The sequence below is a fragment of the Methylobacterium sp. Leaf102 genome (assembly GCF_001422425.1).
Taxonomy (GTDB): Bacteria; Pseudomonadota; Alphaproteobacteria; order Rhizobiales; family Beijerinckiaceae; genus Methylobacterium.
This window is the reverse complement of sequence record NZ_LMMX01000023.1, coordinates 91,442-111,091: the sequence shown is the minus strand read 5'-3', so window position 1 is coordinate 111,091 and position 19,650 is coordinate 91,442. Positions and strand designations below refer to the sequence as shown.

Annotated in this window: 16 protein-coding genes; 8 read left to right on the top strand and 8 right to left on the bottom strand. The window is 70.6% G+C overall.

Going from position 1 to position 19,650, the window contains the following annotated elements; genetic code table 11:
• Positions 1-25: 25 nt before the first annotated feature.
• The 4 genes from aceE to ASF27_RS12030 form a co-directional block, all read right to left on the bottom strand.
• Positions 26-2,689, bottom strand: coding sequence for a pyruvate dehydrogenase (acetyl-transferring), homodimeric type (gene aceE, locus ASF27_RS12045; RefSeq protein WP_056360385.1), 2,664 nt, complete (start codon positions 2,687-2,689; stop codon positions 26-28).
• Between the two features lie 340 nt (positions 2,690-3,029).
• A complete protein-coding gene (locus ASF27_RS12040; RefSeq protein WP_056176733.1) occupies positions 3,030-3,401 on the bottom strand; it encodes a response regulator in 372 nt (123 codons plus the stop codon).
• Between the two features lie 159 nt (positions 3,402-3,560).
• Complete coding sequence (gene hpt, locus ASF27_RS12035; RefSeq protein ID WP_056176735.1) at positions 3,561-4,130, bottom strand: hypoxanthine phosphoribosyltransferase; 570 nt, start codon at positions 4,128-4,130, stop codon at positions 3,561-3,563.
• A 12-nt stretch (positions 4,131-4,142) separates the two neighbouring features.
• Complete coding sequence (locus ASF27_RS12030; protein WP_056176738.1) at positions 4,143-4,979, bottom strand: zinc-ribbon domain-containing protein; 837 nt, start codon at positions 4,977-4,979, stop codon at positions 4,143-4,145.
• Positions 4,980-5,193: 214 nt separating this feature from the next.
• Here ASF27_RS12030 and ftsE point away from each other — a divergent pair, with 214 nt between their 5' ends.
• The 3 genes from ftsE (at position 5,194) to ASF27_RS12015 (ending at position 7,770) form a co-directional block, all read left to right on the top strand.
• Positions 5,194-5,895, top strand: a complete 702-nt coding sequence (gene ftsE, locus ASF27_RS12025; RefSeq protein ID WP_200918837.1) for a cell division ATP-binding protein FtsE — start codon at positions 5,194-5,196, stop codon at positions 5,893-5,895.
• On the top strand, positions 5,892-6,872 hold the full coding sequence (locus ASF27_RS12020; protein ID WP_056360382.1) for an ABC transporter permease: 981 nt from the start codon (positions 5,892-5,894) through the stop codon (positions 6,870-6,872). Before ftsE ends, ASF27_RS12020 begins: the two co-directional genes overlap by 4 nt.
• A gap of 232 nt (positions 6,873-7,104) precedes the next feature.
• Positions 7,105-7,770 (top strand): YdcF family protein, encoded by a 666-nt coding sequence (locus ASF27_RS12015; protein WP_244473041.1) that lies wholly within the window; start codon positions 7,105-7,107, stop codon positions 7,768-7,770.
• 63 nt (positions 7,771-7,833) lie between these two features.
• Here ASF27_RS12015 and ASF27_RS12010 read toward each other — a convergent pair whose 3' ends face one another.
• The 3 genes from ASF27_RS12010 to raiA form a co-directional block, all read right to left on the bottom strand.
• On the bottom strand, positions 7,834-8,172 hold the full coding sequence (locus ASF27_RS12010) for a hypothetical protein (RefSeq protein ID WP_056176752.1): 339 nt from the start codon (positions 8,170-8,172) through the stop codon (positions 7,834-7,836).
• A gap of 5 nt (positions 8,173-8,177) precedes the next feature.
• Entirely contained in the window at positions 8,178-8,645 is a 468-nt protein-coding gene (gene ptsN / locus ASF27_RS12005; RefSeq protein WP_056176756.1) for a PTS IIA-like nitrogen regulatory protein PtsN, read from the bottom strand.
• 125 nt (positions 8,646-8,770) lie between these two features.
• Positions 8,771-9,406 (bottom strand): ribosome-associated translation inhibitor RaiA, encoded by a 636-nt coding sequence (gene raiA / locus ASF27_RS12000; RefSeq protein ID WP_056176758.1) that lies wholly within the window; start codon positions 9,404-9,406, stop codon positions 8,771-8,773.
• Positions 9,407-9,820: 414 nt separating this feature from the next.
• On the opposite strand from raiA, the gene ASF27_RS11995 reads away from it, so the two are divergent.
• The 4 genes from ASF27_RS11995 to ASF27_RS22285 all read left to right on the top strand — a co-directional run bounded on the left by ASF27_RS11995 (position 9,821) and on the right by ASF27_RS22285 (position 12,722).
• Positions 9,821-10,594, top strand: coding sequence for a lysophospholipid acyltransferase family protein (locus tag ASF27_RS11995; RefSeq protein ID WP_056176760.1), 774 nt, complete (start codon positions 9,821-9,823; stop codon positions 10,592-10,594).
• A 247-nt stretch (positions 10,595-10,841) separates the two neighbouring features.
• The gene (locus tag ASF27_RS11990) at positions 10,842-11,207 is read left to right on the top strand and encodes a hypothetical protein (RefSeq protein ID WP_056268111.1); all 366 of its coding nucleotides are present in this window, start codon (positions 10,842-10,844) and stop codon (positions 11,205-11,207) included.
• A 108-nt stretch (positions 11,208-11,315) separates the two neighbouring features.
• Entirely contained in the window at positions 11,316-12,413 is a 1,098-nt protein-coding gene (locus tag ASF27_RS11985; RefSeq protein ID WP_056361001.1) for a DUF2125 domain-containing protein, read from the top strand.
• Positions 12,414-12,566: 153 nt separating this feature from the next.
• A complete protein-coding gene (locus ASF27_RS22285) occupies positions 12,567-12,722 on the top strand; it encodes a DUF3309 domain-containing protein (RefSeq protein ID WP_156369003.1) in 156 nt (51 codons plus the stop codon).
• Between the two features lie 98 nt (positions 12,723-12,820).
• On the opposite strand, the gene ASF27_RS11980 is transcribed toward ASF27_RS22285, so the two are convergent.
• On the bottom strand, positions 12,821-14,158 hold the full coding sequence (locus tag ASF27_RS11980) for a serine protease (protein WP_244480999.1): 1,338 nt from the start codon (positions 14,156-14,158) through the stop codon (positions 12,821-12,823).
• A 191-nt stretch (positions 14,159-14,349) separates the two neighbouring features.
• Between ASF27_RS11980 and ASF27_RS11975 the strand changes: the two genes are divergently transcribed.
• Positions 14,350-19,644 (top strand): alpha-2-macroglobulin, encoded by a 5,295-nt coding sequence (locus ASF27_RS11975; RefSeq protein ID WP_056360375.1) that lies wholly within the window; start codon positions 14,350-14,352, stop codon positions 19,642-19,644.
• Positions 19,645-19,650 lie beyond the last annotated feature (6 nt).

The following is a 19,650-nucleotide window of genomic DNA, read 5'->3' as shown; positions in this document are numbered from 1 at the left end:
GATGCGGCGGCCGACGGGGCGCGGATCAGACGGTCCAGGGTGCCGGCCGGTCCGTGTCGATGCCGTACTTGGCGATGGCGTCGGCCACCGTCTGGGCCGGGATCACACCCTCCTCGGCGAGGCTGTGCAGGGCCGCCACCACGACCCAGTGCCGGTTGACCTCGAAGAAGTCGCGCAGGCGGGCCCGGTAATCCGAGCGGCCGAAGCCGTCGGTGCCGAGCACACGGTAGCGTCCGGGAACCCAGGTGCGGATCTGGTCGGCGAACAGGCGCATGTAGTCGGTGGCGGCGACCACCGGGCCGGTGCGACCCGAGAGGCAGGTCTCGACGTGCGAGAGGCGCTTGCCCTCCAGGGGGTGGAGCAGGTTCCAGCGCTCCGCCGCCATGGCGTCGCGGCGCAGCTCCGTGAAGCTCGGGCAGCTCCAGATGTCGGACGCGATCCCGAAATCCTGCTCCAGCAGGTCTGCCGCCGCGATGACCTCGCGCAGGATGGTGCCCGAGCCCAGCAGCTGCACCCGGTGGCCCTTGGTCTTTTCCGCAGGGCCTTCCTTGAACAGGTACATCCCCTTGATGATGCCGGCCTCCGCGCCCTCGGGCATGCCCGGGTGCTCGTAGTTCTCGTTCATCACGGTGATGTAGTAGAACACGTCCTCCTGCTCGGCATACATCCGGCGCAGGCCGTCCTGCACGATCACGGCGACTTCGTAGGAGAAGGTCGGGTCGTAGGAGACGCAGTTCGGGATGGTCGACGAGATGAGGTGGCTGTGGCCGTCCTCGTGCTGCAGGCCCTCGCCGTTCAGGGTGGTGCGCCCGGCGGTGCCACCGATGAGGAAGCCGCGCGCGCGCATGTCGCCCGCCGCCCAGGCCAGATCGCCGACCCGCTGGAAGCCGAACATCGAGTAGTAGACGTAGAACGGGATCGTCGGCGCGTCGGAGTGCGAGTAAGAGGTCGCGGCCGCGATCCAGGACGACATCGCGCCCGGCTCGTTGATGCCCTCTTGGAGCATCTGACCGTTCTTGTCCTCCTTGTAGTACATCAGTTGGTTGGCATCTTCCGGCCGGTAGAGTTGGCCCACCTGGGAGAAGATGCCGAACTGGCGGAACATGCCCTCCATGCCGAAGGTGCGGCTCTCGTCGGGCACGATCGGCACGATGCGCTTGCCGATGTTCTTGTCGCGCAGCAGCGTGTTGAGGATACGCACGAACGCCATGGTGGTGGAGATCTCGCGGCCCGCGGTCTCCTTGAGCTGGGCCGAGAACGCCGAGAGTGGCGGGATCTCCAGGGCGTGCGACTTCCGACGCCGCAGGGGGAGGGGACCGCCTAGTGCCTCGCGCCGGGCCATGAGGTAGCGGTGCTCGGGGCTGCCTTCGGGGAACCGGATGAAGGGGATCTCCTTCAGCTGGTCGTCGGTGAGGTCGATCTGGAAGCGGTCGCGGAACTGGCGGAGCACCGCCTCGCCCATCTTCTTCTGCTGGTGGGTGATGTTCTGAGCCTCGCCCGACTCGCCCATGCCGTAGCCCTTGACGGTCTTGGCGAGGATGAGGGTCGGTTGGCCCTTGTGCTTGGAGGCGGCGCTGTAGGCCGCGAACACCTTGCGCGGGTCGTGGCCGCCGCGGGTCAGGCGCCAGATGTCGTCGTCGGTCCAGTCGGCCACCAGGGCCGCCGTCTCCGGATACTTGCCGAAGAAGTGCTCACGCACGTAGGCGCCGCTCTTCGACTTGAAATCCTGATACTGCCCGTCGACGCATTCCTCCATGAGGCGCGCCAGCATGCCGGTGGTGTCCTTCTGGATCAGGGCGTCCCAGCCCGAACCCCACAGCACCTTGATGACGTTCCAGCCGGCCCCCCGGAAATCGGCCTCGAGTTCCTGGACGATCTTGCCGTTGCCGCGCACCGGCCCGTCGAGGCGCTGCAGGTTGCAGTTGATGACGAAGACGAGGTTGTCGAGTTTTTCACGCGCGGCCAGGGCAATCGCACCCAGGCTCTCGGGCTCGTCCATCTCGCCGTCGCCCATGAAGGCCCAGACCTTGCGGCCGTCGGTCTTGGCGAGGTCGCGGTGATGCAGGTAGCGCAGGAAGCGGGCTTGGTAGATCGCCATCAGGGGGCCGAGGCCCATGGAGACCGTGGGGAACTGCCAGAAATCCGGCATGAGCCAGGGATGCGGATAGGAGGAGAGGCCCTTGCCGCCGACTTCCTGGCGGAACCCGAGGAGCTGCTCCTCGGTCAGGCGCCCTTCGAGGAAGGCGCGGGCGTAGACGCCGGGCGAGGAATGACCCTGCACGTAGATGAGGTCGCCGCCGTGGTCGGCGTTGGCCCCGCGCCAGAAATGCATGAAGCCGGTGTCGTAGAGGGTGGCGGCCGACTGGAAGCTGGCGATATGGCCGCCGAGCTCCGAGGAATCCTTGTTGGCCCGCAGGATGATCGCGATGGCGTTCCAGCGGATCGCCGAGCGGATGCGGTGCTCGATGGCCCGGTCGCCCGGATGCGGATCCTGGTTCTGGGGCAGAATCGTGTTCAGATACGCAGTGTTGGCCGAGTACGGGACCGGGGCGCCCTTCTTGCGGGCTCCGTCGATGACTTGCTCGATCAGGTAATGCGCCCGCTCCGGCCCGTCGACGTCGAGGACGCCATCGAGTGAGTCGAGCCATTCCTGCGTCTCGACGGGATCGAGGTCGCGGCTACGCTCCATGGTATCCTCCCTAGTGTTTCTTGAGCGGATCAGACGCGTTTGCCCGCTCTTTGTCAGTATGATTTTGCAGGAAGTGGACCAAGTCCAGTCCATTTAAATTAAATCACTGAAACAATGACTTGAATGATTTTTGGGTTTTGCGGCAGTGCGGCATCCCGCACGTATTGTCCGGCCCCTGTCCGAAACTTCGGACAGGGGCGTGCGTCACGCAGAATGGAGGGCGCGCAATCGCGGAGCCGCGGAATTCGGCTGTTTTGATCGAATCGGGCACGTGCGAGCCCAGCCGGAGGTGGGTGCTCCCGAAAGACCGGCGCGTGGTCGGCGCCTCAGCGCCGCATGGTCAGGCGGCGAGGGCCAGGGCCCGGGTCACGGTGGAGCGCAGATCCGCGAGGGAGAAAGGCTTGGTGAGCACATCGGTGACGATGGCGTCGAGGCCGCGCGCGCGCTCGCGCTGATCGGCGAAGCCCGTCATCAGCAGGATGGTGAGGTTGGGAAAATCGCGCTTGGCCGCCAGTGCCAGGGCGATCCCGTCCATCAGCGGCATGCGGATGTCCGTGAGCATCAGATCGAAGGCGCCGTCGGCTTCGATGAGACGGTCGAGCCCGTCGCTGCCATCGGTGGCGGTGACCACGGCATGGCCATCGATCTCCAGGCCCCGCTTGAGGAATCCCCGGACCGTCTCTTCGTCATCCACGAGCAGGATGCGCGCCATCGTTCGTCAGGTTCTCTCGCAAGGGAAGGGATTTCAGTCACGCAAGCGAGCGGGCGCCCTGTCAAGGGACAGAGCGCCACACGGATGCGCCTGCGGACTTTTTTTCGTGCCGGGACCGTAGTCTTCGCCGGGTGGTCCGCTCCGGCGACCGTCCCTCGATCAGGTGCCGCCGAACAGGTCCGCTTCGGGGCTGTCGTAATCCACGAGGCCGACGAAGGGCAATTGCCGGTAGGCGTGCGCCACGTCCATGCCGTAGCCGACCACGAAGACGTCGGGGCAGGTGAAACCGACGAAGTCGGCGTCGATGGTGACGGCGCGCTTGCCCGGTTTCTCGAGGAGCACGGCCGTGAGCACCCGCTTGGCCCCGCGCGCCATCAGCAGATCCTTGGCGAACACGATGGTCCGGCCGGATTCGAGGATGTCGTCGATGAGCAGCACGTCGCGCCCGCGCACCTCGCTCTCGACGTCGCGCAGGATCTCGACCTGTCCCGACGAGACCGTGGCGGTGCGGTAGCTCGACAGATGGACGAACTCCGCCTGCGGCTCCAGACCGGCCCGGTGCAGGGCGCGCAGGAGATCGGCGGCGAACATGAAGCTGCCCTTGAGCACCGCCACCACCAGGAGGTTCTGGGGCTTGGCCGCCGCGATGGCGGCGGCGAGTTCCTCGGTGCGCCGGGCGATGGCGGCTTCGTCGAACAGGACGCGGACGCGTCGGGAAGGAGTCGTCATGGACACCTCATATCACGGGTGGCCGCGGGTGCCATCGGTTTTGGCGACCGCGTCGGCCCGTTGCACCGAAGGGGCTTGCGAGAAACGCACGTGGATCGCGCGCGCCTCGGCGGGCGGCGCCGACAGGCTGGCCCGGAACCGCGCGGTCTCGCGGTTCTCGAGGCTGCGGCGCGGCGGGACCACGCTCCAGCGATACAGGGGCTGGTCGCGCCCGTCCCGCACCTCGATCTCGATGGGGGGGACCGCCGCGCCGTCCGCCGCCACCCCGACCACGTCGCCCTCGACCACGAGCTGGGCGCCGTCGCCTTGCGTCTGAAAAGCGACCACGTCGCGCAGGTCGAGGCCGCGGAGATTCACCGGCAGGCCGATGCGGGCGTAGAGCCCGGCGGTCTGGGGCATCGCCCGCACCACGGTCGTGCGTCCGAGAACCGCGAGGCCGAGCCCGGCCACCACGGACAGGCCGATGGCGGCGGTGGGCGAGAAGCGTGGCCGCCCGACGGACTTGACCGGGGCCTTCGGTCTCGGGCGAGCGCGTGGCTCGGAGGGGAGCGCCTCCGCCGTGGCCGATGCGGGCCCGGAATCGGATGCCCCCGTCTCTTCCGCCATTGCCGCCTCCCAGGCGTCGAGGGAGGCCTGGGCCTCGGCCCGCGCCTTGGCGTCCTCCGGGCCGGCCTGGACCGCCTCCATCATGGCAGCCGTCATCTCGGCCTCGAGGGCGGCCGCGACATCGTCCGGGGAGATGAACCAGGTCTCGCGGCAGGCCGCGCAACGCACGGAGCGTCCCTCCGCGCCGACGCGATCGGTGTCGATCACATATTCGCTTGCACAGGATGGGCAGACGATCAGCATGGCGAATCGGCGCCCCGGGGTCTCGATCGGCAGTTGCCGGCTCGGTCAAAAAGACTCACACGGTTCTGCGCGAACGCGGTTAACCATCCGTGAAGCGGTGACGCCGGACGCGTGCGCCGCGTTCTCGAGGGGATGCGCGACCGCAATCGGGCAAGCGTGATGAGGCAAGAGCGCGTGATGAGGCAAGAGTGATGGGGTGCGCGTGGCGGATCGGGTGAACACGGGCAGCCTGCTGTCCGGGGCGGAAGAGCCGGTGGTCCAGTTCGAGAATGTCGGGATGCGCTACGGCCTCGGTCCGGAGGTGCTCAGCGACGTGAGCTTCCAGATCGCGCCGCGCTCGTTCCAGTTCCTCACGGGACCGTCGGGGGCGGGCAAGACCACGCTCCTGCGCCTCATCCTCCTGTCGGTGCGCCCGACGCGGGGACTGGTCTCGGTGTTCGGCGAGGAGGTCAGCGGCATCTCCAGCGAGGCGCTGACGGGCCTGCGCCGGCGCATGGGCGTCGTGTTCCAGGATTTCCGCCTCCTCGACCATCTCACCACCTACGAGAACGTCGCGCTCCCGTTGCGCGTCCAGGGCCGGGCCGAGACGAGCTACCGGGCCGAGGTGGTCGAATTGCTGCGCTGGGTCGGCCTCGGCGAGCGCATGCACGTGTTGCCGCCGCTCCTGTCGGGCGGCGAGAAGCAGCGCGCCGCCATCGCGCGCGCCCTCATCGCACGACCCGAACTGCTCCTCGCCGACGAGCCCACGGGCAACGTCGATCCGGGGCTGGGACGGCGCCTCCTGCGCCTGTTCATCGAGCTCAACCGCCTCGGGACCTCCGTGCTCATCGCCACCCACGATTTCGCCCTGATGGATCTCGTCGATGCCCGCCGGCTGGTGCTCGGCGACGGCCGCCTCGCCGTGGAGCGTCCATGAGCCGATCCGTCGCCCCCGCCGCCAGCCGACCCGTTTCCCCGCCGCGCACGGCGTCGCCTCCGCCGAGCCCGCTGCCCGCGACCCTGCGGCGCAACGCCCCCCTGGTCCCGACGGATTCCTCGGCGAGCCGGGCGCTCGCCGCCGTCATCGCCATCCTCACCTTCCTCGCCGCCCTGTGCGCGGGGGCCGCCGAGATCGTGGCCTCCAGCGCCGACCAGTGGCAGGGCGCGGTCGCCCAGGAAGTGACGATCCAGGTCCGCCCGAGCCCCGGGCGCGACCTCGACGCCGACGTCGCCCGGGCGGAAAGCCTGGCCAAGGCAACGCCCGGTATCGCCACCGCCCGGGTGTTCTCGAAGGCCGAGGCCGAGCGGCTGCTCGAGCCCTGGCTCGGCAGCGGCCTCGATCTGTCCGACCTGCCGGTGCCGCGCCTCGTCACCCTCCGCCTCGCCGAATCCGCCCGGCCCGACCTGAAGCCCCTGCGCGCGTCGCTCGCGGAGGCGCTCCCCGGCGTCGCGAGCCTCGACGACCACGCCCTGTGGCTGCGCCGGCTCTCGACCATGGCCAACACCTTCGTGGGCGTCGGCGTCGGCCTCGTCGCCCTCGTCCTCGTCGCCACGGGCCTCGCGGTGGTCTTCGCCACCCGGGGTGCCATGGCGGGCAATCGCGAGGTGGTGGAAGTGCTGCACTTCGTCGGCGCCGACGACGATTTCATCGCCCGCGCGTTTCAGCGGCGGTTCTTCCGCCTCGGCCTGCGCGGCGGCATCATCGGCTCCGTGGCGGCCCTGATCGCCTTCGCGATCGCCGGCTTCGCCGCCGGCGCCTGGCGCTCCGGACCGGCCGGCGAGGAGATCGAGGCCCTGTTCGGCGCCTTCCACATCGGCTGGCGCGGCTATGCCAGCGTGCTCCTCATCGGTGTGATCGCCTCCGTGGTCACCGGCATCGTCTCGCGCCTCACCGTGCGGCGCTTCCTGGCCTGACCATGTCCGGGGCGCACCTCACGGGATCGCGTTAACCCTCCGTGAACCTTTCCGGGAGGAGATACTTGCCTCGTCACGGCCTCAATCGGGGCTATCTTCACGGAGAATGACGACGCGGATGTCAGGCAGCCACACCATGAGGCCCTCCGAGGCTTTCGGCTGGGCCTGGACCGATGCACCCCGGCGTGCGGAGCCCGCCCTTCGCCTATCGGTGCGATCCCCCGGGCGCACGATGAAGGCGGTCCTGGGGCTCGCCGGTCTCGGCGGAGCGGTCCTGTTCGGTGGTTTCCTCACCTTCGTCGCCTGCGTCGAGCGCGACCAGCGTGCGCCGGAAGGCCGGGCCGACGGCATCGTGGCCCTGACGGGAGGCGCCCAGCGCATCGGCGATGCCATCGATCTCCTGGCCAACGGTTACGGTCGGCGCCTGCTCATCACCGGCGTCAACGAGCGCACCAGCCGCGACGAGATCGCCCGCCTCAATCCCAATCAGCGCCACTGGATCGATTGCTGCGTCGATCTCGACTACCGGGCGCGCAACACCATCGGCAACGCCATCGAGACCCGGCGCTGGATGCGCCTGCACCGCTTCAGCACCGTGGCGGTGGTGACGTCGAATTACCACATGCCCCGCACCCTGGTGGAGCTCGATCATGCCCTGCCGGGCATCGACCGCGTGGTGCCGTATCCGGTCGTGACCGAGGGGTTCGATGCCGGTCGCTGGTGGCAGCAACCGTCCGCGGCCCGGCTCCTCGCCTCCGAATACCTGAAGTTCCTGGTGGCCTGGGTCCGCACTCGCTTCGAGGACGACCCCGAGCGGTCCCGCGCGGCGATCCTCATCGGGCGCGGCAAACCGATCAAGGTCGTGGCCGAACCGCTTCTCCTGCGCGGCCAGCACTGAATCGTCCGGGGCCCCTGGGCAATCGGTTCGTCCCGCGGCCGCGCCAGAGCGTGGCGCGTCGGCTCACACGCCTTTGCAGCGGCTCTTGATCAGCCCCGAGAACTCCTTCTCGGAGCCCACCACCTGGGCCAGCCGCTCGCTGCGCTCGGCCCCGGACAGGCAGCGGCCGTAGACGCCGGCCACCCGGCGCATGGTCTCGACGTGGCGACGCCAGATTCGGCACAGTTCGGCCTCGTCGCTGCCCGTCTGTTCGAGCTGGTCGATGGCTTGGCGCTGCATCGAACTCGCCACGAGGACGTCGCGCGCGCAGGCGGTGTCCGTCGGACCGGCCGCGGCCGGGACGCCCAGGGCCAGGAGACAGCCAGCGGCGGCGGCCGACCGGAATCGCGAAAGGAACGGCATCGGGATCACGCCGCCTGGGACGCCGACGTGTGGGTCAGGAGGGCATAGAGGGCGCTGGCGTCGCGGGCGGCGCGGATGCGCTCGAGGATGCCGGGTTCGCGCAGGAGCCGGGCCACCTGGGCCAGGGCCTTGAGGTGATCGGCGCCCGCTCCCTCGGGGGCGAGGAGCAGGAAGGCGATGTCCACGGGCTGGCCGTCCAGGGAATCGAAATCCACCGGCCGCTCCAGGCGAGCCACGAGGCCGAACAGGCGGTCCAGGCCCGGCAGCTTGCCGTGCGGGATCGCCACCCCGTCGCCGATGCCCGTCGAGCCGAGTCGTTCCCGCTGCAGCAGGGTCTCGAACACCTCGCGCTCGTCCAAAGCCGGCAGGTGCCGCACGGCGTGGGCGCTCAACTCCTGCAGGATCTGCTTCTTGGCGCGGGCGCGCAGCGAAGGCACCACGGAATCCGGATTGAGGAATTCCAGCACTGGCATGAAGGACCGCCGCCCCTTCGGCGGTGACCGGAACGGCCACCGCGGAGTAAAAGGTCGGACCGCGCACGGTCCAAGATCACCTAAGGATCAATCGCTGGGTTCCGATGTCAGTTCCGGTCAGGCGCTCAAGCGTTGGCGTCCGCCGGATCGACCCAGCCGATCGCTCCGTCACTGCGGCGGTATACGACGTTGATGCGCCCGGTGCCAGCATGAACGAACACGATCACCGGCGCCCCCGTCAGATCGAGGGCGGTGACCGCCTCGCTCACCGAATGGCGCTTGAGCGTCTTGGTGCTCTCGGCCACCACGGGGGGATGATCCGTTCCATCGTCGGGCTGATCGCCGTCGAGATCCTCCGCGTCGCGGTCGTCGTCGTCCGCCGACTCGGCCTCGCTCGGGGACGCGAACACGGCGTAGGCGGCCTGCACGGTGGCGCCCTCGTGGGCGGCCGCACCGTGGTCCTTGAGCCGGTGCTTGTAGCGGCGCAGGCGCTTCTCGAGGCGGTCGGCCGTCTGCTCGAAGCTCGCATGGGCATCGTGTGCGGCCCCCGAGGCTTCCAGGGTCAGGCCGGAGACGAGGTGCAGCACGCAATCCGTCCGGTAGGCCGTCCCGTCCCGCCGCAGGGTGACGTGGCCCGAGCAGGTCCCGTTCATGTGGCTGTCGAGGTATTTCGAGAGGGTCGCCGCCATCCGCTCTTCGACCCGGCCCCGCAGGGCTTCGCCGAGGTCCAGGCCATGGCCCGTGACGCGTAGTGACCCCATGTTCCCTCCGGTTTTTGTCGCCGTTGCGGGTCGAGTTAAGGAGCCTGCGCGAGAGAAGTCAACGAAGTCGGTCGCGTCGGCGAGCCGGGGCGGTCCGGCGTTCGGGAGCCAGGGCGAGCCCGATCCCGGTCCGCATGCGCCGGGGCGAATGTTTCCCCCGTGGGCAGAGGTTTTCACCCCGATCGGGCGTTTTCTGTTCGGGTGGGCGTTTTCCCCGGCGGCCGATGGGTTCAAGCTGTGCGAGAATCGCCCGCGGGAGCGTCCGCCCGGTTGGCCGTCCCCTCGTTTTTATCGGCGATCGGTTCTTGCCACGCCGCCGTTCTTGTCATTCAGCGTTCTTGCCGCCAGCTGTTTTTGCCGCCAGCCGTTCTTCCCGTCCCATAACTCTTGCCGTCCCATAAGTTTTGAGTCCCGATGGTCATTCTCCGCTCGATCGCCTTCAGCCTCGCCTTCTACCTCGCCACGACGCTCATCGCGGTGCTCGGCCTGCCCGCCCTCGTCTCCCGCCGGGCCGTCATCCGCCTCGCTCAAGCCTGGGCGAACGTCACCCTGTGGCTCCTGCGGGTGATCGGCGGCGTGGCCGTGGAGTTCCGGGGCCTGTCCAACATTCCGCAGGGTCCCGTCCTCGTCGCGGCCAAGCACCAGTCCGCTCTGGAGACCCTGGCGCTCGTCACGGTGTTCCCGGACTTCGCCTACATCCTCAAGCGTGAGCTCCTCTGGATTCCCCTGATCGGCTGGTTCCTATCGCGCTCCGGCATGGTCGCCATCGACCGCTCGAAGGGCACGCGCGCCATGGCGGCGATGAACGAGGCCGCCGCCGACGTGATCCGGGCGGGACGCCAGCTCATCATCTTCCCCGAAGGAACGCGCCGCCCACCCGGCGCCCCGCCGGCCTACAAGCTCGGGCTGACCCACCTCTACGCGACCCTGGGTGTGCCCTGCCTTCCCGTGGCCCTCGACACCGGCCTGTACTGGCCGCGCCGCAGCCTGATGCGCCGGCCCGGCACCACGGTGATCGAGTTCCTTCCCCCGATCCCGCCCGGCCTCGACCGCGCCCGCTTCCTCGACACGGTCCAGGCGCGCATCGAGGGCGCCTCCGACGCCCTTCTCAGTGCCGGCCGGGCCGACCTCGCGGCCCGGGGCCACACCGTACCGGCCCCGGTGCAAAGCGCGTCGCCCACCGCCTGAGGCGTTGCAGGGCGCGCTCCGGCATCGGCGGACACCCGGGCGAAACCTTCGTGGGGTCGCGGGCATGGAATCGCGGGCATGGAATCGCGGGGATGGGGTCGTCGGTGCCCGAACGTTCTCGCCCGGGAACGGCGGCCTTGACGGTAACCCTTTGTTAGGAATAATTTGGAACAAACAGCGAACGAAGGGTCCTGTCCCGGTCCGCTCCCAGCGGAACTTCGCGGATGCCCGAGCACGGAGACGACCGATGCGCGAAGAACGCCTCAGAACGACCGCCGGTCTGCGTGGAACCCCCGCCCTGCTGCTGAGTGCATGGCGTGGCCGGTCCGGCCGTCGCTACATCGTCGGCATCCATGATCTCGTCGAGCCTGAACTCGACGACATGGACGACGCGGTGATCCTGGCGGTGCGCCGCGACGCGGACGGGCATGGCGAGCTCGTCAGCGTCACCTCCGCCGGGGAAAGCCCGCGGGAGCGTCTGACCCGCGGCTGGCTGGCCCGCGCCCGGCATCGCGGCGCCAACGAGATGCACGTCCACCGCCTCGCCGAGACCGAGGCCGAGCGCCGCGCCATCGTGGCCGACTTCGACGCCGACGCGATGGCCGACGCCTGAACCCATCGGCCATGCTTTCGCCGCCAAGACCCTGATAGGCCATGCCGGACGAACGTGGCGGGCCTGCAGAGGGGCCGCCTCCGAAAGATCGACGGCGGCGGGGACCCGATGACAACGACGACAACGCCGGCCGCGCCCCGCGCGCATTCGCGAAAAGGCCTGTTCGTCCCCTTCATCCTGCTCGCCACCCTCGTGGTCCTGTGGTCCGCCGCATGGGTCTGGGTCCGCGACCGGGCGGGCCGCGAGATGGATGCCTGGCTCGGCCGGGAGGCGGCGGCTGGCCGGACCTGGATCTGTGCCGACCGGTCGATCTCCGGCTATCCGTTCCGCATCGAACTCCGCTGCGCGTCTCTCGCCTTCGCCCGTGCCGACAGCCGCTTCACCCTGGGGCCGATCACCGCCGTGGTTCAGGTCTATCAGCCGCGCCAGGGCATCCTGCAGGTGGCCGGGCCGTTCCACGTGGAGCAGGGCGATCTCACCGGCGACGTGACATGGACGTCCCTGGAGGCGAGCTTCCACGGCGCCTCCGAGGCGTTCGTGCGCGCCTCCGTGGTGGTCGACGCCCTGAAGGGCACCGTGCGCGGACCCGGGCAGCCCGACATCGCCTTCGACGCCCAGCACCTCGAGGCCCATGGCCGGCCGACCCCCGGCCGCTTCGCCGCCGAGGGAGCCGTCGACCTCAGCCTGCGCGTCGCCAAGGCGGCGGTGCCGTTCATCGATCCCTACGTCGGCAACGCCGACCCGACCGACATCGCCCTCGACGCCACCGTGAACCGGGCCGCGACCCTGCACACGGGAACGGTGGCACGGGAACTGGAGGCCTGGCGCCAAGCCGGCGGCAGCCTCGACATCGCCCTCCTGTCGCTCGCCAAGGGCAATCGTCGGGCCCAGGCCCACGGCAGCCTGAGTCTCGATCCGAGCCATCGTCCGGAAGGACAGATCGACGTGCGCGCCGCCGGCGTCGAAGCCATCGTCGGCCAAGTCATGGGCCAGCGCTTCGGCGCCGAGAAGGGCGCCCTCATCGGCAACCTCGTCGGCCAGTTCCTCGGCGGCGGCCGCCGTGCCCGGGCGGAGGCGGCGGCGCCCGACGCGGTGCCCCCGGCCGACCCGGCCCTGAAGGCCCTCCCGCCCCTGCGGATCGCCGACGGTCGCCTGATGCTCGGCCCGTTCCCGATCCCGAATGTCGAGGTTCCGCCGCTCTATTGAGGCGGAGTGGGGCCGGTCGGCGGACGGGATTAAGTGAAAATCGGCGGGTTCGAGAAAATCTCGGTCCCGTCCGGTTGAACGGAATCCGATGCGGGGCGTTTGAACGGTCAAGCTCAAGCCGAAGCGGTTGAGCGCGCCCCGGAGTTCCGTTCCATGACCTTGACCACCATCCTTCTCATCATCCTCATCATCGCGGTTCTCGGCGGCGGCAACTTCCTCGGCGGCGGCGCCTATCGCGGACAGAGCTTCGGCCTCGGCGGTATCCTCGTGATCATCCTCATCGTGCTGCTGGTGACCGGACGACTCTGAGCTTCCGAACCTCGTCTCGAGACACTAGCCAAGCGAGATCTTTGGGACTTGTCGGCGTATCGGCCCGAACGCGAAGCTCGCCGTTCGGGTCGCTGCGTTCAAGGCTGGCAGGTGATTCCGACCACGGCGCCTGCCAGCCGCGCAACGACGGTTCCGGACGGGCTGCTCCCAGCGGTCGCGGTCGTCACGCCGGCCGAAGTCAGGAACGCGCCGATCCGGTCGGCCGCAACCGTTCCGTACCGCGCGGGCGGCACCACCCCCGCCACCTTGCGCGGCGCGCTCGGATAGCTGGCAACGAGTCCGGAGAGCGCCCCGCTGGCGTCCAGGATCGGTGCCCCCCCGGCGCCCGGCTGAAGAGGCGCCTCGATTCGCCCGTCGCTCCCGAGAAAGCCGGGCGCCGCCGCCACGGCGCCGTTCCCCTCCGCCCCCATCACCAGCACGGATCCCGAGGCCGTCGCGCCCGCCCCCTGCAGGGCCGGCGGAGCACCCGACTTCGACGGGCCCGATACATCCAGAAGCATCAGGCCGCCGTCGCGCATCGCGATGCGGGCGGCTCCACCGTTGACCCGCGGGATGGCGCAGCCGTCGAGGGCGGCGGCACTCGTGAGCATACGCCCCGGCGCCACCAGCAGCCCCGTCGCGAAGGGCGCGGCGGGACGGTCGATCAGGGGCGGCGGGATTGGAGCGGCGCGGGCGACCGGAGCCGCGGGCGCCGCGTCCGGGAACGGCACGAAGCTGTTGGCGATGGCGATGACGAGGCGGTCGAACGTCTCCGAGAGCGCTTTGTCGTAGCCCAGGGTCAGACCGCGCAGGCCAGCTTCCCCGGCGGCGTAGCGGATGTAGGACTTGCCCGCGGGTGTCTCGGCGGTGACCACGAGGAAGTCCGGCCGCTGAAGCTTGTACGTCACGCGGCGCTCGGGGGTCGGCGCGGTGAGGCGGGCGAACATCGCTTCGAGGCTCGACTCGCCGGGGGCGAACGACTTCGTCTCCACGGTGATGCGGCCATCCGCGCTCTGCCAGCGGGTGCCGCCCGGGATCGCTCCGCGCTTGGGCAGCAACCGCTCGGGCAGGCCCAGAACCGTGCCGCTCGCCGGATCGGGCTTGATGAGGAAGCCGGCCGCCGCGCGCGCGGCCGCACCGGCCTTGAGCAGCCCCGCGCGGCCGGTCGCGTCGAGGAGGCCGCCCCCGCCGCCCGTCCGGGCCCGGTAGGCGTTCAAGGCGTCGTAGGTGCGCTTCCCGAACGTGCCGGTGACGACGGCGTTGGAATCCCCCGTCCAGACCAGGGCGTCCTGGAGGGCCTTGCGTTCGGCTTCCGGCAACGCCTCGTACGCCGCCTTGGCCGCTTCGAAGGCCGGGTCGGGCGCAGCCGCCCTCGGAGGCGGCCCGGCGGGCCTCGGTGCCTGGGCCAGGGCCAGCGCCGGGGCGAGACCCAACACGACGCAGCCCATTCCCAAACCGGCCCGAACCCGTCGCACCATCGATCCGTGCCTCCGAAACGCGGGATGGAGCTTGGCAGAGGCGCCGCGTGAATTCCAGGGCGTCGATCCCGGATTGCGGGCGGGAGGCGAAGTGCTACGGTCCCGGCCCGGAGCGCCGTGCGGGCGGGGTCGAGTCGATGGGGTTGGCGATGGCGGGATCGACGGGGCACAGGCGCACGGCGCTCGTGGCAGCGGGCGCGTTCCTCCTGGCCGGCCTGTTCGACCCGCCTGCGCAGGCGCAGGCACCCCTGGGCCAACCCACCAGGACGGGCCTGAAGGCCCCGGCCCCCAAGGCCTTTCAGCGTGAAACCCTCGCCAGCGACGGCGTACGCCTCGAGGCCGCCCTCAAGGCCGAGGCCGGCCCGCCGCGCCCGGCCGCTCGGGCACGGGCCGAGGGCGCGGCCCTGATGGAGGCCGAAAAACCCCTCGAGGCGCTCAAGCCCCTCGGGGCCGCCGTCGCCGCCGAGCCGGGCAACCCCGAGAACTGGCTCGCCTACGCCCGTGCCGCGAGCGCCGTCGGCACCGGTGAGACCGGCGATTACAGCAGCCGGATGCGTCTGCGCCGCAACGCCAGGGCCGCCGCCTACGTGGCTTACCTGCGCGCGGCCACCGCCGCCGCCGAGGCCGAGGCGCTCGCCACCCTCGGCGAAGTCCAGGCCGCCGAATCCGAGTGGCGCCCGTCCCTGGAAGCCTACCGCGCCAGCCTCGCGCTCGCCGACGACGCGCAGGTGCGCGAGACCTACGAGGGGCTGCGGGCCGAGCACGGCTTCCGTGTCCTCGACTACAAGGTCGATTCCGATGCCGCCGCCCCGCGCGTCTGCTTCCAGTTCTCCGAAGGGCTGGCCGCGAAGACCGATTTCACCCCCTTCGTCGCCGTCTCGGGCGCGGCCAACGCCGCCGTCACGGGGAGCGGCCAGCAGGTCTGCGTCGACGGACTCAAGCATGGTGAGCGCTACGCCTTCGTCCTGCGCCAGGGGATTCCGTCTGCGGCCGGCGAGACCCTGCTGAAGTCGTTCGACTACGAGGTCTATGTCCGGGACCGCTCGCCCCAGGTGCGGTTCACCGGGCGCAACTACGTCCTGCCGCGCACGGGTCAGGCCGGGGTGCCCCTGATCTCGGTGAACGCAGCGAAGCTCGACGTCGAGGTCCTGCGCATCGGCGATCGCGGCCTGCTGCCTTCGCTCCGCTCGGAAGATTTCCTCTCCCAGCTCAACGGCTCGACGGCGAAGACCATCGCCGAGCAGAAGGGCCAGCGGGTCTGGAAGGGCGTGCTCGACACGGCCAAGGCCGAGCCGAACGCGGAAGCCGTCACGGCCTTCCCCGTGCTTCAGGCGGTGGGCAAGTTGGAACCCGGTCTCTACGTCATGCTGGCCCAGCCCACCGGCGTCGCCGGCGCGACGGACGAGGAGGGCGGCTACGAGCAACAGGCGACGCAGTGGTTCGTGGTCTCGGACCTCGGGCTGACGGTGTTCAAGGGCCGCGACGGGGTCCACGTCTTCGCCCGGTCCCTCGCGTCGGCGGCCGTGGTGGCGGGCGCCGAAATCCGGCTGGTGGCCCGCAACAACGAGGTCCTGGCGACCGCCAAAACCGACGCGCAGGGCCACGCCGCCTTCGCGGCCGGTCTCGCGCGCGGGGAGGGCGGGATCGCGCCGGGTCTCGTCGTGGCGCAGATGGGCGACGATTACGGCTTCCTCGACCTGAACCAATCCGCCTTCGACCTGACGGATCGCGGCGTGAAGGGCCGGCCCCAGCCCGGGGCCGTCGAGGCCTACGTGTTCCCCGAGCGCGGCGTCTACCGCTCGGGCGAGACCGTGAACCTCACCGCCCTGCTACGCGACGCCGTGGGCGTCGCCGTGCCCGACCTGCCCCTGACGCTTGTGCTCAAGCGCCCCGACGGCGTCGAGGCCCGCCGCGTCGCCGTGCCGGATGCCGGCCTCGGCGGGCGCTCGCTCGCCGTGCCCCTCCTGGCCGGGGCCATGCACGGCACCTGGCGGGTATCGGCCTATACCGACCCCAAGGCGCCCGCCATCGGCGAGACGAGCTTCCTCGTCGAGGATTACGTGCCCGAGCGCCTGGATGTGACGCTGTCGAGCGCGACCCCGAGCCTCGTCCGGGACGCGCCGGCCACCATCGATGTCGCGGCGCGCTACCTCTACGGCGCGCCGGGCTCGGGGCTCGAAGTCTCCGGCACCGTGCTGGTGCAGCAGGCGGCGGGCAGCGGCATCAAGGGGTTGGAGGGCTTCTCCGTCGGCCTCGACGACGAGCGGGTCGAAGCCGTCTCCCAGGAGATCGAGGCGCGGGCCACCACGGACGCGCAGGGGGCCGCCCGCCTCACCGTGCCGGTGCCGGCGCTTGCCGCCCCGCGCCCCACGGAGGCCCGCATCACCCTTCAGGTCGGCGAGCCGGGCGGCCGGGCGCTCTCGCGCACCCTCACCCTGCCGATCCTGCCCGCCGGCCCGGTGCTGGCGATCCGCAAGACCTTCTCGGGCGACCTGCCCGAGGGCGGCACCGCCGGCTTCGAGGTCGCCATGGCGGCGCCCGATGGCCGGCGCTTGTCCCAAGCGGGCGTCGCCTGGACCCTGCAGAAGGTCGAGAAGACCTACCAATGGTACCGCGAGGGTGGGCGTTGGTCGTTCGAGCCCGTCACCAGCACCCGGCGCATCGCCGACGGGAAACTCGATCTCGCGTCCGACACCCTCGGGCGGATCAATTCCGTGGTGAGCTACGGCACCTATCGCCTGGAGGCGAGCGTGCCGGGCCGGCCGCAGGCCACCGCGAGCGTCACCTTCACGGTCGGCTGGGGCGGGGGCGAGACGGCGGACGTGCCGGACCTCCTCGATCTGCGCCTCGACAAACCGTCCTATGCCACCGGCGAAACCCTGCGGGCCCGCCTTCAGCCGCGCTTTGCCGGTCAGGCGACCCTGGCGGTGGTGAGCGACAAGGTCCACGCCGTGCTGACCGTGGCGGTGCCGAGCGGCGGCACCACCGTCGACATCCCGGTCAAGCCCGAATGGGGGGCCGGTGCCTATCTCGTCGCCACCGCCTACCGGCCCCTCGACCAGGCGGCCAAGCGCCTGCCGGGCCGGGCCCTCGGGGTGGCGTGGTTCGCCGTCGATCCGGCGAGCCGCAGCCTCGCCGTCACCGTGGAGGCGCCCGCCAAGGTGCGGCCCCGCGAGACCCTCACGCTTCCGATCCGCCTCGCGGGCCTCGGCTCCGGAGAGACGGCCCGAGTCAGCGTGGCGCTCGTCGATGTCGGCATCCTCAACCTGACGCGCTACGAATCCCCCGATCCGTTCCGGCACTTCTTCGGTCAGAAGGCCCTCGGCCCCGAGATCCGCGACGTCTACGGCTACCTCATCGACGGCATGCAGGGGACGCTCGGCGCCATCCGCTCCGGCGGCGACGGCGGTGCGGCCGAACTCGCCGACACGCCCCCGACCCAGGCGCCCCTGGCGCTGTATTCCGGCCCCGTCACCGTCGGGCCCGACGGCCGGGCCAGCGTCAGCTTCCCGCTCCCGGCCTTCAACGGCACCGGCCGGGTCATGGTCACGGCCTGGAGCCGGTCGAAGGTCGGCGCGGCCCAGGCCGACGTGATCATCCGCGATCCCGTCATCCTCACCGGCACCCTGCCGCGCTTCCTCAACGTCGGCGACCGTTCGCGCTTCCACATCGCCATCGACAACGTCGAGGGGCCGGCGGGCGACTACACCGTCGATCTCGGCCTGACCGGTTCCGTGGTGGTGGGGGCCGAGGCCCTCCACAAGACCCTGCGACTGGAGGCGGGGGCCAAGGGCGCCCTGGTGATTCCCATCACCGCCGCCGGTCCCGGCACGACGCGTCTCGACGTGACCCTCACCGGCCCCGGTCTGCCGCCCGGCATCGGCCAGAGCTTCGCGCTCGGGATCGGCGCCGGCACCGGGCCCTTCGCGCGCCGCACGGTGCAGCCGCTCGCGCCCGGCGCGACCCTGCGGGTGACGGACGAACTCCTCGCCGACATCCTGCCCGGCACCGGGGCCGTCTCGGTCACGGCCTCGACGCTCGCCGGCCTCGACGTGCCGGCCCTGCTCCAGGCCCTGGAGCGCTACCCCTACGCCTGCTCCGAGCAGACCGTGAGCCGGGCGATGCCGCTTCTGGCCCTCAGCCGCGCGGCGCCCGGGGACCGGATGGGCGTCGACGACGCCGTGGACATCCGCATCCGCGAGGCCATCGACCGGGTGCTCGCCCGCCAGGGCTCGTCGGGCGAGTTCGGCCTGTGGTCCGTCGGCGGCCAGACCGATGTCTGGCTCAACGCCTACGTCACCGACTTCCTCACCCGGGCGCGCGAGCGAGGCTTTGCCGTGCCACCCACCGCCTTCGCCAGCGCCCTCGACAGCCTGCGCAACGCGGTGGCCAACACGAGCGAGGTCCGGGACGGCGGCATGGACATCGCCTATGCGGCCTACGTGCTCGCCCGCAACGGCCGACCGGTGATGGGGGATCTGCGCTACCTCGCCGACACCAAGCTCGACGCCTTCGCCACCCCCCTCGGGCGCGGCCAGATCGCGGCGGCCCTCGCCCTGCTGGGCGACCGTGGCCGGGCGGCCAAGGCCTTCGCCTCGGCGGTGACGGCACTCAAGGGGCCGGGACCCACGGACCGGCCGGATTACGGCTCGCGCCTGCGCGACGGCGCCGGCCTCCTGACACTGGCCGCCGAGACCGGGCTCGCCCGCGACGCGGTCCAGCCCCTGGCGACCGTCATCGCCGAGGAGCGCCAGGCGGGGCGCCCGACGAGCACCCAGGAGAACGCCTGGATGGTCATGGCTGCGCAGGGGCTGGCCAAGGATTCCGACGCCCTGCGCTTCACCATCGACGGCGCATCCGCGACCGGTGCCCTCGCGCGGCTCTATCGCGGCGATGCGCTGGCGGAAAAGCCCGTCGCCATCGTCAACGCCGGCACCACGACGGCGCAGATGGTGGTGAGCGTGATCGGCAACCCCATCGCGCCCGAGCCCGCCGAATCGCGGGGCTACGCCATCGAGCGGACCTATCACCGCCTCGACGGCAGCCCCGTCGATCTCGCGCAGGGCATTCGCCAGAACGACCGCCTCGTAGTCGTTCTCAAGGTGACGGAGGCCAAGTCCAGTCCCGGCCGCCTGTTGCTGGTGGATCGCCTGCCGGCCGGCCTGGAGATCGACAACCCGAAGCTCCTCGACGCCGATGCGCTCACCGGCCTCGCCTTCGCCAAGTCCGACGTGGCACCGGTGTACACGGCGTTCCGCGACGACCGGTTCGTCGCCGCTTACGAGCGGACGACCGAGCAGTCGGCGTTCTTCCGCGTCGCCTACACCGTGCGCGCCGTCTCGCCCGGCACCTACGTCCACCCGGCCGCCACCATCGAGGACATGTACCGGCCCGAGCGCTTCGGGCGCACGGGCTTCGGGTCCGTGGTCGTGAGCGCGAAGTAGGGCGAT

Coding starts and splice junctions, on each gene's coding strand:
- aceE (WP_056360385.1), bottom strand. CDS start 2,689: ATGGAGCGTAGCCGCGACCTCGATCCCGTCGAGACGCAGGAATGGCTC.
- ASF27_RS12040 (WP_056176733.1), bottom strand. CDS start 3,401: ATGGCGCGCATCCTGCTCGTGGATGACGAAGAGACGGTCCGGGGATTC.
- hpt (WP_056176735.1), bottom strand. CDS start 4,130: ATGACGACTCCTTCCCGACGCGTCCGCGTCCTGTTCGACGAAGCCGCC.
- ASF27_RS12030 (WP_056176738.1), bottom strand. CDS start 4,979: ATGCTGATCGTCTGCCCATCCTGTGCAAGCGAATATGTGATCGACACC.
- ASF27_RS12020 (WP_056360382.1), top strand. CDS start 5,892: ATGAGCCGATCCGTCGCCCCCGCCGCCAGCCGACCCGTTTCCCCGCCG.
- ASF27_RS12015 (WP_244473041.1), top strand. CDS start 7,105: ATGAAGGCGGTCCTGGGGCTCGCCGGTCTCGGCGGAGCGGTCCTGTTC.
- ASF27_RS12010 (WP_056176752.1), bottom strand. CDS start 8,172: ATGCCGTTCCTTTCGCGATTCCGGTCGGCCGCCGCCGCTGGCTGTCTC.
- ptsN (WP_056176756.1), bottom strand. CDS start 8,645: ATGCCAGTGCTGGAATTCCTCAATCCGGATTCCGTGGTGCCTTCGCTG.
- raiA (WP_056176758.1), bottom strand. CDS start 9,406: ATGGGGTCACTACGCGTCACGGGCCATGGCCTGGACCTCGGCGAAGCC.
- ASF27_RS11995 (WP_056176760.1), top strand. CDS start 9,821: ATGGTCATTCTCCGCTCGATCGCCTTCAGCCTCGCCTTCTACCTCGCC.
- ASF27_RS11990 (WP_056268111.1), top strand. CDS start 10,842: ATGCGCGAAGAACGCCTCAGAACGACCGCCGGTCTGCGTGGAACCCCC.
- ASF27_RS11985 (WP_056361001.1), top strand. CDS start 11,316: ATGACAACGACGACAACGCCGGCCGCGCCCCGCGCGCATTCGCGAAAA.
- ASF27_RS22285 (WP_156369003.1), top strand. CDS start 12,567: ATGACCTTGACCACCATCCTTCTCATCATCCTCATCATCGCGGTTCTC.
- ASF27_RS11975 (WP_056360375.1), top strand. CDS start 14,350: ATGGCGGGATCGACGGGGCACAGGCGCACGGCGCTCGTGGCAGCGGGC.